Source organism: Devosia sp. A449, assembly GCF_054489375.1.
In genome coordinates, this window is sequence record NZ_JBTMWU010000003.1 from 311,236 (window position 1) to 324,351 (window position 13,116).

13 protein-coding genes and 2 pseudogenes are annotated in these 13,116 nt (G+C 61.4%); 5 read left to right on the forward strand and 10 right to left on the reverse strand.

Going from position 1 to position 13,116, the window contains the following annotated elements:
* Positions 1-7 precede the first annotated feature (7 nt).
* Complete coding sequence (locus tag ACX3OW_RS10770; RefSeq protein WP_459095766.1) at positions 8-430, forward strand: MarR family winged helix-turn-helix transcriptional regulator; 423 nt, start codon at positions 8-10, stop codon at positions 428-430.
* Positions 427-1,563: an FUSC family protein gene (locus tag ACX3OW_RS10775; protein ID WP_459095767.1), complete on the forward strand. Its 1,137-nt coding sequence runs from the start codon at positions 427-429 to the stop codon at positions 1,561-1,563. The genes ACX3OW_RS10770 and ACX3OW_RS10775 overlap by 4 nt, the downstream gene beginning before the upstream one ends.
* On the opposite strand, the pseudogene ACX3OW_RS10780 reads toward ACX3OW_RS10775, so the two are convergent.
* The 4 genes and pseudogenes from ACX3OW_RS10780 to ACX3OW_RS10795 form a co-directional block, all read right to left on the reverse strand.
* Positions 1,544-1,805 (reverse strand): annotated as a pseudogene (locus tag ACX3OW_RS10780) (ArsR/SmtB family transcription factor); the annotation flags it as partial. The gene ACX3OW_RS10775 and the pseudogene ACX3OW_RS10780 sit on opposite strands and share 20 nt — an antisense overlap.
* A gap of 43 nt (positions 1,806-1,848) precedes the next feature.
* On the reverse strand, positions 1,849-3,060 hold the full coding sequence (gene chrA, locus ACX3OW_RS10785; RefSeq protein WP_459095768.1) for a chromate efflux transporter: 1,212 nt from the start codon (positions 3,058-3,060) through the stop codon (positions 1,849-1,851).
* 244 nt (positions 3,061-3,304) lie between these two features.
* Positions 3,305-3,979: a L,D-transpeptidase gene (locus tag ACX3OW_RS10790; protein WP_459095769.1), complete on the reverse strand. Its 675-nt coding sequence runs from the start codon at positions 3,977-3,979 to the stop codon at positions 3,305-3,307.
* Positions 3,980-4,026: 47 nt separating this feature from the next.
* Positions 4,027-5,775: a peptidoglycan D,D-transpeptidase FtsI family protein gene (locus tag ACX3OW_RS10795; RefSeq protein WP_459095770.1), complete on the reverse strand. Its 1,749-nt coding sequence runs from the start codon at positions 5,773-5,775 to the stop codon at positions 4,027-4,029.
* Between the two features lie 146 nt (positions 5,776-5,921).
* Between ACX3OW_RS10795 and ACX3OW_RS10800 the strand changes: the two genes are divergently transcribed.
* Complete coding sequence (locus ACX3OW_RS10800) at positions 5,922-6,374, forward strand: MarR family winged helix-turn-helix transcriptional regulator (RefSeq protein ID WP_459095771.1); 453 nt, start codon at positions 5,922-5,924, stop codon at positions 6,372-6,374.
* 81 nt (positions 6,375-6,455) lie between these two features.
* Here ACX3OW_RS10800 and pcaD read toward each other — a convergent pair whose 3' ends face one another.
* The 4 genes from pcaD to ACX3OW_RS10820 are packed head-to-tail and all read right to left on the reverse strand — an operon-like array spanning position 6,456 to position 9,703.
* Positions 6,456-7,253, reverse strand: coding sequence for a 3-oxoadipate enol-lactonase (pcaD, locus tag ACX3OW_RS10805; RefSeq protein ID WP_459095772.1), 798 nt, complete (start codon positions 7,251-7,253; stop codon positions 6,456-6,458).
* Positions 7,254-7,309: 56 nt separating this feature from the next.
* A complete protein-coding gene (gene catA, locus ACX3OW_RS10810; protein WP_459095773.1) occupies positions 7,310-8,230 on the reverse strand; it encodes a catechol 1,2-dioxygenase in 921 nt (306 codons plus the stop codon).
* 35 nt (positions 8,231-8,265) lie between these two features.
* Entirely contained in the window at positions 8,266-8,556 is a 291-nt protein-coding gene (catC, locus tag ACX3OW_RS10815) for a muconolactone Delta-isomerase (RefSeq protein WP_459095774.1), read from the reverse strand.
* A 1-nt stretch (position 8,557) separates the two neighbouring features.
* The gene (locus tag ACX3OW_RS10820; RefSeq protein ID WP_459095775.1) at positions 8,558-9,703 is read right to left on the reverse strand and encodes a muconate cycloisomerase family protein; all 1,146 of its coding nucleotides are present in this window, start codon (positions 9,701-9,703) and stop codon (positions 8,558-8,560) included.
* Positions 9,704-9,822: 119 nt separating this feature from the next.
* Here ACX3OW_RS10820 and ACX3OW_RS10825 point away from each other — a divergent pair, with 119 nt between their 5' ends.
* The gene (locus tag ACX3OW_RS10825; RefSeq protein ID WP_459095776.1) at positions 9,823-10,731 is read left to right on the forward strand and encodes a LysR family transcriptional regulator; all 909 of its coding nucleotides are present in this window, start codon (positions 9,823-9,825) and stop codon (positions 10,729-10,731) included.
* Positions 10,732-10,997: 266 nt separating this feature from the next.
* Here ACX3OW_RS10825 and ACX3OW_RS10830 read toward each other — a convergent pair whose 3' ends face one another.
* Positions 10,998-11,435: a hypothetical protein gene (locus tag ACX3OW_RS10830; protein WP_459095777.1), complete on the reverse strand. Its 438-nt coding sequence runs from the start codon at positions 11,433-11,435 to the stop codon at positions 10,998-11,000.
* A 504-nt stretch (positions 11,436-11,939) separates the two neighbouring features.
* Entirely contained in the window at positions 11,940-12,260 is a 321-nt protein-coding gene (locus ACX3OW_RS10835) for a hypothetical protein (RefSeq protein WP_459095778.1), read from the reverse strand.
* A 197-nt stretch (positions 12,261-12,457) separates the two neighbouring features.
* Between ACX3OW_RS10835 and ACX3OW_RS10840 the strand changes: the two are divergent.
* Positions 12,458-13,100, forward strand: a pseudogene (locus tag ACX3OW_RS10840) (hypothetical protein).
* The last annotated feature ends 16 nt before the right edge of the window (positions 13,101-13,116 follow it).

The window sequence follows — 13,116 nt, forward strand, 5'->3', positions numbered from 1 at the left end:
GTTTTCCTTGCTCGCGCGCCGCTGGCGCCGGTCGATCGAGGCTCATCTGGCCGCCGCCGGCCTCACCGATGCCACCTGGGTGCCCTTGGTGCATCTGCAGGAAACCGGCGGCGGAATTACCCAGAAGCAGCTGGCGGCCCTGGTGGGTGTCGATGGTTCGAGCCTGGTTCGCGTACTCGATATTCTCGCCCGCGAGGGGCTGATCGAACGGCGCCGTGACGAAGCCGATGGCCGGGCGCGGCTCATCTATCTGACGCCGGAAGGGGAAGGCCGGGTTGGCGAAATCCGGCAGGAGCTGGATAAGGCCGAAGCGGCCATGCTGTCGGAGCTTTCAGATAGCGACATCGCCGCGCTGCTCGTTCATTTCCAAACCATCGACCGGCGCCTGACGGAGCTTGCGGTCGCTCCCGAGCCGGAGCAGAGCCCATGAGAGAAACCGAGCCAACAGGACCGCAAGACCGGCGCCCGGAGCTTCTGGCACGCCGGCGCGATGCTGCGCGTCATCTGCTGCATCCGCATCAGCTTAAAGCCAGCATGGCCCTTTCCGCACACCCCTCGTTGCGGAATGCGATCCTCGCCGGCGTGCAGGCAGCGCTCACTGCGGCCATCGCGCTGCCGCTGGTTCATCTGTCGCCGTGGTCGCATCTGATCGGTTTCGCTGCGCTGGGCGCATTGGTTGCGCTGTTCGGACGCTTCGCGCCGCCCCGCCGGCGCGGACTTATTCTTTTGCTCTGTGGATTGTGGCAGGTACTGGCGGTTTTCGGCATGTCGGCCGCCGCCTGGCTCGGCGCGCCGATGCTCGTTCAGCTCATTTTGCTCGCATTATCCTGCGGCCTGTTTCTTTTCGTCAGCGTCACCGGAAAGTTCGGGGCCCCTGGCCCCTTGATCTTCGTCTTCGCGGTCGGGGCGTCCATGTCGGTCGACATGTCGCTTGAGCAACTGCTTGAGCGTAGCGCAGCTACCGCGATCGTCGCGGCGTTGGCATGGGCAATCTGTGTCGCCAGCGAGGCGTTTCGCCATCACCCGACCGCCGAGCGCCCATTCCCGGCCGATCCGGAGCTTCCACTCGGTTACCGACTGAACGCCGCCTCTCGAAGCATTGCGGGCGCCGGGATCGCGATCTTGGTGAGTTATGCATTCGGTGCGAACCACCCGGCCTGGGCCGCGATGGGGGCGCTGGCGGTGATGCAGGGCACGCAGCTTCACCTCAGCATGAACCGCGCCTTGCAACGCATGGCCGGTACCGTCGTCGGCGCGGCACTGGCCTGGGTTCTGCTCATGCAGGAACCCTCGGTATGGCTCGTGATTGCCGTTCTGGTGATCGTCCAGATTCTGACGGAGATCGTGATTGGCATCAACTATGCCTTCGGTCAGGTGCTGGTGACCCCGATGGCGCTGCTGATGACCTATCTCGGCGCGGCGCAGGCGGCCGGGCCGGAGATCGCGCCTGAACGCGTGTTCGACACAGTGCTGGGCGCCGCAGTCGGCATCGGCATGGCGGTGTTGCTGTCCACGATCGACGATCGCCGGCATCTCGCCGAGCACCGCCGCAGCAATCCTTGACCAGATACAGCATCAGGTCGCGGAGCTGATCGAGCTCGGCGCGATAGATAATCGAGCGGCTCTGCCGTTCGCACTCGACCAGTCCCGCCCGGGACAGCGTTGCCAGATGCGCTGACATGGTATTTTGCGGAATCTCCAGCAGGCAATTCATCCGGCTCATGCTGCACCAGCAGCCGGAACGTATCGAGCCGGGTCGTTTGGGCGAGCGCGGCCAAAGCCGGCATTGCATCTGTTGATTTCATATATCCAGCGTGCTGAATATATGGGCGACTCTTGCATGAGCCTTTACATCAGGCTCAGCCCCATCCCGCTCAGAGCCATGAGCGCCACCACGATCCAGGGCGGAGCCTTCCAGACGGTCAGCAGCACAAAGCCCGTCAGGGCAAGCGCAAAATCATACGGGCCGACAATGGCGCTCGTCCAAACCGGATCGTACAGCGCCGCGCCAAGCAGTCCGACCACCGCGGCATTGGCGCCCCGCATCGCCGCCTGCATGGCGGGCCGGGAGCGCAGCGCATCCCAGAACGGCAGCGCGCCAATCAGCAGCAGGAAGCCCGGCAGGAAGATTGCCGCGAGCGCGATCATCGCCCCGGCCAAGCCATTCGGCAGCGGCCCGATGACCGCGCCGAGATAGGCGGCAAACGTGAACAACGGCCCCGGCATGGCCTGTGCCGCGCCATAGCCCGCAAGGAACGCATCCTCACTGATCCACCCTGGGTGAACCACCTCGACTTGCAGCAAGGGCAGCACCACATGCCCACCACCAAAGACCAGCGATCCGGCCCGGTAGAAGGCGTCGAACAGCGCCAGACCAGGCGATGCCCAGGCCACAATAGGAAGGCCGATCAACAACAGCAGAAACAGCGCCAGCGCCATGGCTCCAGCCCGCTTGGTGAGGGGAAATCTGAGGTGTCCGGTCACGGCAGCGGGAGCGGTCCGGCATAGCCACAGGCCGACAAGCGCCCCGACAACGATAGCGGCGATTTGCCCGAGCGCACCGGCCATGAACACGACGATCAAAACGGCCATCAGAGCAATGCTGGCCCGCTCCCGATCCGGCGCCAGCGTTCGCGCCATCCCCCACACGGCCTGGGCGACTACGGCAACGGCCACGATTTTGAGACCATGCAGCAGACCAATGCCCACCGGCCCGGCAAAGGCGGTCGCGCTATAGGCGAACAGGACCAGGATCAGCGCCGAAGGCACGGTGAACGCAGCCCAGGCCGCCAGGGCCCCGAGTGGCCCAGCGCGCAACAGACCAAGCGCAAAACCCACTTGACTGGATGCCGGACCGGGCAGGAACTGGCAGAGCGCGACGAGCTCGCCATAGCTTGCCTCATCCAGCCATTTGCGACGCACCACCAGCTCGTCCCGGAAATAGCCGAGATGCGCGATCGGCCCGCCGAACGACGTCAGGCCAAGCTTCAAGAAGGCGCGGAAAACCTCACCGGCTTGAGCAGCTGGAGCTTTTGCGAGAACTGGCGTGGGTTCAGCCATTAAAGCCGCCTCTGGATATCAAACTCCTTCGAGCTACCGCACTCTTGCTTACGGGGAATGACAATCGACGCGTCAAATCAGAAATTTCTACGCCGCCCCCCTGTTTGCGTAGGGCGCGGACCACGCTGCCGTCTCGATAGCCAGCGTCAGCAGCACTATCCGTCTATGACCATGACCAGAAGACACGATCCGATGCTCTGGATGTGCTTGGGAGCCGGTTGATGAAATCGCGCCGAGCGGGCGCCTAAATCACGATGAGTGGCGAGCCACTGCGCACCTCGTTGTGGAGATGGATGATATCCTGTGGCAGCATGCGGACGCAGCCACTGGAAATGGCCTGCCCGATGGTCTTTTCGTCCGGGTTGCCGTGGATGCGGTAGAGGGTGTCCTCGCTGCCCTGATGAATATAGAGCGCGCGCGGTCCCATAGGATTGTCCGGACCTGGCTCCATACCCCTGCGGTACGTCTCGAGTTCGGGGTGGCGCTTGATCATGTCAGAAGGCGGTGTCCATGTCGGCCACGCGCGCTTATAGGCAATATGCGCCCGCCCAGACCATGCAAATCCTGCGGCACCGATCCCTACGCCGTAACGCGTAGCCATACCGCCATCGCGGACGTGGTAGAGGAACCGGTCATTGGTGTCGACGATGACGGTACCAGGCACCTCGCCAGTGGGGTCCACGACATCCTGGCGCCAGAACCGCTCGGGGACCAGCTCCATCCGCGAGGCGCGGATCGGGAATTTGTCGTCCAGCACGGCCGCATACATCAGGGCGACTTCAGGTGGCACGACCCGCCTTCCCTCTGTCGCAGCGGCACGGGCCGGAGGCGGGCTCGCAGTCGTCGTGCATCCGGCCAGCGCAGTTGCCAGTAAGCTCGTGCCACCAACAAGGAAATGCCTTCGGTCCAGGAACGTCATATTCGTATGCCTATATCTATTGAAATCATTGTGGAGTGCGATTGAAGTCAGCCACTGACCTGGTCATAGGGGATGTTGTCCCAGACGCGCGGCAGCACGCCCAGGATCGGCCCTATGCGGGACACGATCCGGCCCGTCATATCGCCAGCGTTATAGGCCGACGTTCTTCCCGTGCCGGGGCGTTCCGATACTGGCTCATCCACCATGATGACCATGGCGAAGCGCGGGTCATCGAGCGGGAAAGCCGACGAAAAAAAAGTCGTTACCTTTTCGCTTGAGTAGCGCCCGGCCACGACCTTTTCGGCCGTTCCGGTCTTGCCGCCGATGCGATAGCCATCGGCGAGATTGTTGGCCCGCCGCGCGGAGCCTTGGAGCGCATTGAGGCGCATGAGGTATCGCACCTGTGCGCTGGTCCTGCCCTTGACCACCCGCACCCTATCTTCGTCCCGGATCGCGCCCTGCCGTTGCAGGAGGGTGGGCGTGATGAGATAGCCGCCATTGACCAGCGCCGCGGTCGCCGACAGCATCTGCATTGGGGTAACACTGAGCCCATGTCCAAACGAAATCGTTGCGGCCGCGACGCTGGAGAGCGTCTTTGGAATCGTGGACGCGGTTACCTCTGGCAGCTCAATCGACGGCGCCCCATCGAACCCCATCCGCGTCAGGAATTTTCGAAAGGGCTCGGTCCCCATTTTTTCCGCGATGCGGACCGTCCCGATATTGGATGAAAAGGTGTAGACCTCCGGCACCGACAGGGCCCGGTACTTGCCGAAATAATCCGAGATAGTGTGGCGACCAAATCGTACCGGCGTGCTGGCATCGACTTGATCGCCCAGGCTGATCGCGCCGGAATCCAATGCGCCGGCAATCGTTACCGTCTTGAATATCGATGCCGGTTCAAATTTCGCTGCGGTCATCCGATTGAACCGGCCATCAATCAGCATGGTGGCGGGCTGGTTGGGATCGAAGTCCGGCACGGATGCCAGAGCGATCACCTCGCCAGTATTCACGTCCACGATCCCCCCCGCCGCAGCGGCAGCCTGATAGCGCTGCATCGCGCCCACAATTTCTGTGTGCAGTATGTGCTGAACCCGCATGTCGACCGATAGCCGTATCGGCTCCAGGGCCGCGTCGCGGGCGAGGCCAAGCTGGTGGAGCAACGCGAGATCGTGCGCGCGGTCAATATGGTGTTCGATGCCGGCAATGCCGCCATTGTCGACGTTAACAGCGCCGAGAATGTGCGACGCCTGATGAGAGGCGGGATAGAACCGCTTTGTTTCCGTCAGGAAGTCCAAGCCGGGTATGCCGAGCCGCATGAGCGCATCCCGCTTTTGCGGGGAAAGCTCGCGAGCAATCCAGGCAAAGCCGCTGTCGCCGTCAAGACGATTGCGCAGCCATGGCAGCGCAAGATGGGGGAAGACGGAGTGAACGGCCTGCGCGGCTTCTTCCACGTCGATGATCCGGCGGGGCTCCGCAAATAGCGATGGCACGCGAATGTCGAGTGCCATCGCGACGCCATTCCGGTCGAGGATTGTCGGTCGCGACGCCAGCGCGGCATTGAGCACCCGACCATCGATGCTGTCCTGGACGTCAATAGTCCCGAGCCAGAACAAGCGGGCCAGCACCACGACGAATCCCATGCAGACCAGCACGAGTGCCCAGGTAATGCGCTTTCTGGTGGTGTCGAGATTGAGTTTGTGGTGACCAACGATAACAATCGTGCCGCTTTGGTCCGCATGCTCTTGCGCTGCGGCCGGCGGGGCGGAGCTGGAAGGGAGTTGCATCGACTTGCTCAATTGTTCAGCCGCTACTTGTCCCGGACGAACCCTGCGCTACAGAGGCACGGTCCATGACCCGCAATCGGCGCTGGTATTCTTGCCTCGATAATTTATAATAAGCGTACTGATTATCAGCATGCTTGTCAATTTGGATGGGATAGTTCGTGTTGCGGGTAAGATCACTTCCGGGGCATCTGGCCCGCCGCTTCCACCAGATTTCGACCGCTCTATTCGACGTGGAGATGCGCAGGAGCGGACTGGACCTGACGCCGGTGCAATATGCCGCGCTGGTGGCGGTGCAGGGGCAACCGTCGATAGACCAGGCGACCCTTGCCGGATTGATCGCCTATGATAGGACGACTATTGGCGGTGTGGTGGATCGGCTCGTCGATAAGGGTTTCATCATCCGCGAAACCAGCGCCAGGGACCGGCGAGCCAAAGTGCTGACGTCATCCCCGGAAGGTGAAGCGATCATCGAACAGGCGCATGCGGCAGCAATGCGCGCCCAGGAAACCCTGGTGACCGGGCTCAGCCCTGCGGAAACCGACGAGTTGGTTCGCCTGCTGGAAAAATCTGTGGCAGCGCTGAACAGCGTTAGCCGGACGTCCGCTCGCTGAGCTGTGCTGCATCGCCGCTTTCGCGCGTGGCTATTGCTCTGCCGACGTCAAGAACTTGATCTTGAGCCGCCTCGCACAGCGCTATTGGTTAAGAAAATCCATGACGGTGGCCGAGAAAGCGCCCCGCTGTTCGACATTGGAGAGGTGCGCCGCCTCAAGCACCGCAAGGCGCCCGTCTTGAACCTGATCGGCTAGCCACTGCCCGTCTGCAATTGAGGTGGACGGGTCCCGTGCCCCCGCGATCACCAGCGTCCGTGCCCTGGTCAGGCTGGCCGTTGGCCGCAGGTCCATGTCGCGGATGGCGGCACAGCAACCGGCATATCCCACTGGATTGCAGCCCAGCAGCATCTGGTTGATTGGTGCCACGGCCTCCGGATTGCGATCGGGAAAGCCGGTCGTGAACCAGCGGCGCATGGAGGCTTCGGCGAGCGGCGCCATGCCATGGCTCAGCACGCCCTCGATGCGCGACTGCCAGTTGCCTGGCGGGCCCATATAGGCTGCGGTGTTGGCCAGGATTAGCCGGTCGATCCGTTCGGGAGCGCGCAAGCCCAGCCACTGCCCAACCATGCCGCCCTTCGAGAGCCCGCAGAAATGCGCCCTGTCGATGCCGAGATGGTCCAACAGTTGCACGGCATCGCGGCCAAGCCGATCCATCGAATAACCACCCACGGGTGAGTCTGAACGGCCATGCCCGCGACTGTCATAACGCAGCACACGGAAGCTTTGGGTGAAAGCTCCTAGCTGCGGACGCCACATGTCCATGTCGGTGCCGAGTGAGTTCGATAGCAGCAAGACTGGAGCGGTTTCCGGTCCGTCCATCCGAAAGGCGATATGGCAGCCATCATCGGCCTGGAAATGACTGACCTGAACCTCCGGCATAGGAACCCTCTCACATAGAAAAAGGCAGGCGCGGGCGCGCCTGCCTTTGGTAACGACTAGACTGCGGCGCGCAGTCGGTCCGAACCCTTGGCCTCTTCTGCTGACTTGGCCGGGTGCAGCACGAAATCGAATTCGATCTCGGCATAACGACCCTCGAGCCCGTGCTTGGCGCCTGGACCTTCGCCCTCGCGGTAGTTCACGGCCGGGATGAGGTCGTCGCGCGTGGCATAGGCGAAGTCGTCACGCAGGTAGGGATCGCCATCGATATTGATTTGGGTCGTCAGGTGACGATGGGCGTCGGCAGAGGCGAAGAAGTGGATATGGGCCGGACGATTGCCGTGGCGTCCGAGTTGCTTGAGGATGCCCTCGGTGGAGCCGCCGGGCGGGCAGGCATAGCCTGACGGCACGATGGAGCGGAAGCCATAGCGTCCATCCGCGTCGGTGACGATGGTCCGGCGCAGGTTGAAGTCGGATTGGGATTTGTCGAAGAACGAGTAATTGCCCAGCGTATTGGCGTGCCAGACCTCGACCCTGGCGCCAGCCAGCGGCTTGCCGCCCACGTCGCGCACCTGGCCATGCATATAGAGCAGCTCGCCCTGGTCCTTGCCGTCATCGAGCCGGGCAAAGCCGTGCTCCACCGGCGCCCCGGCAACATAGAGCGGACCCTCGATGGTGCGCGGGGTGCCATCGACGATGCCTTGGGCGGCGTCCTGGGCATCGGCGCGAATATCGAGGAAACGTTCGACGCCGAGACCCGCGGCCCAGAGGCCAAATTCCGGGGCACCGGAAGCCACATAGTTCAGCGCCTGCCAGAATTCGTCCTCCGAGACGTCGAATTCATCGATCGCGGCGAACAGGTCGCCGACGACACGGCGGACAATAGCTTTGAGGCGCGGGTCGCCGCTGACGGTGTCACTGCCAGACAGCTTGTTCAGCAGGTCCTGCACTTCAGGCGTATCAACTAGTAACTGGGTCATATCTATCTCCTCACTCGATGGAATGGCTGACCGGCTCAGCGGTCGTCGGCATGGACCGAGGAGGGATGGCGGCACACCGCCAAAACCTCGATCGTCATGAAGGGGAACAGTGGCAGTGTGCTCAGAATGTCGTGCAGTTCCTGGGTGTCGGCCACATCGAACAGGCTGAAATTCGAGTATTGGCCGGCAATGCGCCACAAATGGCGCCACTTGCCCTGCTTCTGCAGCTCCTGCGCGCGCTCGCGCTCGACGCGCTTGAGCTCGGCCACGCGGTCAGGTTGGATATCGAAGGGAATGGCGACATCCATGCGGACGTGAAACAGCATGTCAGGCTCCTGTAGAATAGGTCTTGCGGACGGCGTCACGCCGGAAGAAAGCGAGTTTTTCTGCGTCTATGCGTACGCCCAGGCCGGGGCCATCAGGCACCTTGAGCGCGAAATCGGCATAGGCTAGCGGCGTTTCCAGGATCTCCTCGGTCAGCAACAGCGGACCGAACAGTTCCGTACCAAAGGCCAGGCTCGGGAAAGTCGCGAAAAGCTGCGCCGAGGCGGCGGTTGCCACGCCCGATTCCAGCATGGTGCCGCCGTAAAGGCCGATGCCGGCCGCTTCGGCAATGGCGGCAACCTTGGCAGCATTGGACAGGCCGCCCGATTGCTGGATCTTGACGGCAAAGACATCGGCTGCCGCCTCTGAAGCGATTGTGAAGGCGCTTGTCGGGCCGGTGAGGGCTTCATCAGCCATGACCGGAATATTGAACCGACCGGCCAGCCGACCCATCGCCCGCCGGTTGTGGGCGGCGACCGGCTGCTCCACGAGGTCGCAGCCAGCATCCTCCAGCATCTGCAGGCCGCGTGCCGCAGTCACCTCGTCCCAGGCCATGTTGACGTCGACGCGCACACTGGCGCGGTCCCCGAGCGCCCTCTTGATGGCGGCAACATGAGCCACGTCATCGGCCAGGGAACGCTTGCCGATCTTAAGCTTGAAGATGCGGTGGCGCCGCTGATCCAGCATCGACTCGGCTTCGATGATATCGCGGGCCGTATCGCCACTGGCCAGGGTCCAGGCGACGGGCAGGGTGTCGCGGCGGCGGCCACCCAAGAGCTCGGACACCGGCAGGTCGACGCGCTGCCCCACGGCATCGAGCAAGGCCGTTTCGATGGCGCATTTGGCGAAATTGTTGCCCACCACGACCTTGTCGAGCGTAGCCATGAGAGCGGCGGGACGCGTCGGGTCGCCCCCCACAAGGACCGGCGCAAAATAGGTATCGATCGCCAGCTTGATGGTTTCGGGGCTTTCCGGACCATAGCTGAGGCCGCCAATCGTCGTCGCTTCGCCTATGCCGGACACGCCGTCAGAACAGCGGATGGTGACCACGCACAGCGTCTGACGCTGCATCGTCGTCATCGCCAGAACGTGCGGACGAATTGTTGGCAAGTCGACTAGACAGGTTTCGATCGCCTCTATGCGTAACATTGATCCATAGCCCGCAGATATACGTTGGAGGCCATGGATATCCCTTCCCAGGCGAGCTACAAAAGACTAACTCGGTCCAATTCGATACTCTGTAGGTATAGATGATTGAAATCCGGCACTTGCGCTATTTTTTAGCCGTGGCTCAGGAGCTCAATTTCTCCAAGGCGGCCGAAAAACTGAACATGGCGCAGCCGCCGCTCAGCCGGCAGATCCAGCGACTTGAGGCCGAACTTGGCGTGACCTTGTTCAACCGCGACAGCCGGCCGCTCAGCCTCACCCGTGGAGGAAGCTTGTTTCGCGAGCAGGCGCTCGGCGTCATGCAGCGCATGGATGAGATGGGTGGCATGATGAAGCGCTTTGTCGCCGCCGAAAAACCCCGCTTCGTAATCGGTTTCGTGCCTTCGGTGATCTATGCGCGGCTACCGCGCGTCATCCGCGGTTTTCGTGAGGTTGAGCCTGACGTCGAACTGTCGCTGATCGAAATGATGAGCCTCGAACAGATCGCGGCACTCAAGGAGGGGCGCATCGATGTGGGTTTCGGCCGCGTGCGCTTCGATGACCCCGCCCTGCGCCGGGAAGTGCTGCGCGAGGAACGGCTGGTGGTCGCCCTGCCGCTCGGGCACAGGCTAGCCGGGGAACTGCCCGTGCCGCTCAGCGCGCTGGCGGGCGAAGCGCTGATCGTCTATCCGCGCGAGCCCCGGCCAAGCTATGCCGATCAGGTTCTTTCCCTGTTCCGCGACCGTGGCCTCGAGCCCATCCATATCCACGAAGTGCGGGAATTGCAAACAGCCATCGGGCTGGTCGCATCGGCCGCCGGCATTTGCATCGTGCCCGCTTCAGTACGTCTCCTCGAACGCGGAGACGTCGTCTACCGGGACCTTGCCGACCATGTCACCAGCCCAATCATCCTCAGCTATCGTCGGGATGACCCCTCGGAACACCTCACCACCCTGCGCAAGGTCATTGATCGGGTGCATGCAGAATGGGCCTGGCCATGGTCAGCTGGCGAGAACAAAGATCCAACATAGCCAAGTCACTGCTGGGAACAGGCGCGTAGCTTGGGTGCCGATCGGCACGGTAAGCTATTGAATTCTCAATGGCCCGCGAGGTTACATCTTGGCGCCGAATTTACAGTCGGCGCCCGTCGCTGGCTGCCAAATCGGTCAAGCCGGTTCCGTCCCATATTCAGACACAGGTAAGTTCCGCTTGCGAAGCGGACGCGACCTAGATTCGCATAATATGGGTATGGGATTTGATGGGGCAACGACAGATACATGTGTCTATGCCGAGGTGTCTATGCTTCAACGTTTTTCGAGACAACCAGCCGCAAGTGCCCATTTCTCTTAGGGGGAACGTACAGGTCACTCACGGGCTTCATGGGGCGGAACTGGGGATCGAACCTTGTGGATAGTGCAACAACGGGCCATGAATTTCCATCTATGGCGCCAACCGTCGCCTCGCCAAGTGCCCGTTCGATCCCGCTCTTGCACGTTTCCATGCACATCCAAACCATCTTCGTCACTTCTACCCCCGAAGTAGGTTTGAATCCCCATTCCTTCTCCTTCCTGAAATAGAGTTTCTGAAGTTTGAGCGCCGCAAAGTGGAGGGTCATAAATCCCGATGGACCGTCTGTTATGAGTGCCATTAGAAGATCGGCATTGGCATTTGAACGGCGGAGGGCGTGAACAAGCCCAGGGTGCGTGAGCAGGTGATTGAGGTCAGCGTGCATCATTTGGCGTATCCTGATAACGAGCGGGTTCAGAGGCGGCCAAGCTTTCTGTTGGGTCTTCAGTGGCCAGCGTGACCGAGGCGAACTCGTTTGACGCGCGGAGCGTGAACAGGTCTGTACGGGCGGCCTACGGAGGTATGCCTCCTCTCAGGCGTCTCAAAGAGCAGAGCGGCCAACCTCTCCTTCAGGACCAGAAGCCAGTCGACGATGCGGGACCGAGGTTTAGGACGTGTGCGAATATCTCGATTGTGTGTCGGCGCGACCCTTTCAACCTGGCGAAAGAGGGCATTGGGCATACCACTGAATGTCACCGGCTCATCAAGCCGAGCAGCGTCACCTAGGTCTTGACGGGCCCGCCGTTCCATATGCAAGAGCGTTTTACCCTTGACGGAGGCCCTTGCCGTGGGCCTGACCAAATTATCGGACAAGAGAGCTGTGAGGTCCCGGTTGAGGTCAGTGACATTCAGCTTGCGGGTTGGACGTTGGCACTCAGCATAGAACGCCGTTTTACGGGCATTTTCCGTTGCCGAGCTTGGGCAGGGTAAGTCGGCCGGTATCAACAAATAACGGGGCCGTGTCTCGGTGCCGTGTCATGGCCACATAGATGGCCTCCGCAGGCATGGGACGCAGTGCGGCCACGCAAGCGCGATCCACCGTCATTCCTTGGGAGAAGTTTGTGGTGACGCAATATGCGTGGCGCAAAAGCGGCAACTTCGGCTCATCATCTGCACGATAACCAACAAGGTCGCGTATCGCGGCGCTGACCCTTTGACCACTATCTTCAAACTCCAGTGTGATTTTGGGGTTGGCTCCGGCATCAATGGCCAAGTGCCAAGTGCTCTTAAACTCCCGCCCTTGCCTGACGCCCTGATTGACAAGTGGGCGGAAGACTCTCGTGTGCAAAGCCTCGGCCGCCAGGTTGAAGAGCTATCGGCGCTTCTTGGGAAGCTGAACAGGTTGGTGACTACTCCTGTAGAGCACACCCCTCCCGAAGGGGCGGGTTCCCCAAGTAGCGAGAGGTAGGGATGTCAGTACGCAAGAGGATTTGGAATACCCCAAGTGGGCAAGCAAAAGAAGGCTGGCAGGCTGATTATGTCGACGGGCTAGGCAAGCGCCGGCGAAAGATGTTCACTAAAAAGAAGGAAGCCGATGCATCCCTAGCCGGTGCAAAGGTTGAGGTTCGTGATGGACTGCATGTGCCCGACACCGCCACCATCACTATTGAAAAAGCCGGCCCCGAAGCGAGGGAGCGGACGATTCCACTTCCATCGGTTTTGGTCAACACTCTGCGAGAATGGAAGCAGGTATGTCCAAAGGGTGATCTTGGGCTTGCATTCCCGAATGGCGCGGGCAAGCCCGAAAGCCACGCCAACATCATCAATCGCGGCCTCATTAATTGAGGCGGGTGTTACTCTAGCTGGTAAGAACGCTATGTGCGAGCCAGTCATGCTTGCAAAATATACCGGGCTTCATGCCCTGAGACACTTCTACGCTAGCTGGTGCATCAACCCCGTGGCGATGGGAGGCATGGGGCTGGTGGCCAAGATGGTGCAAGAGCGTTTGGGTCATGCCAGCATAGTGATGACTCTTGACCTGTACGGTCACCTCTTCCCCAGCGCCGACGGAAACGAAGAAGTCACTGCGGCGGCCGATGCACTCATGACTTGAATGGCACATGACTGGC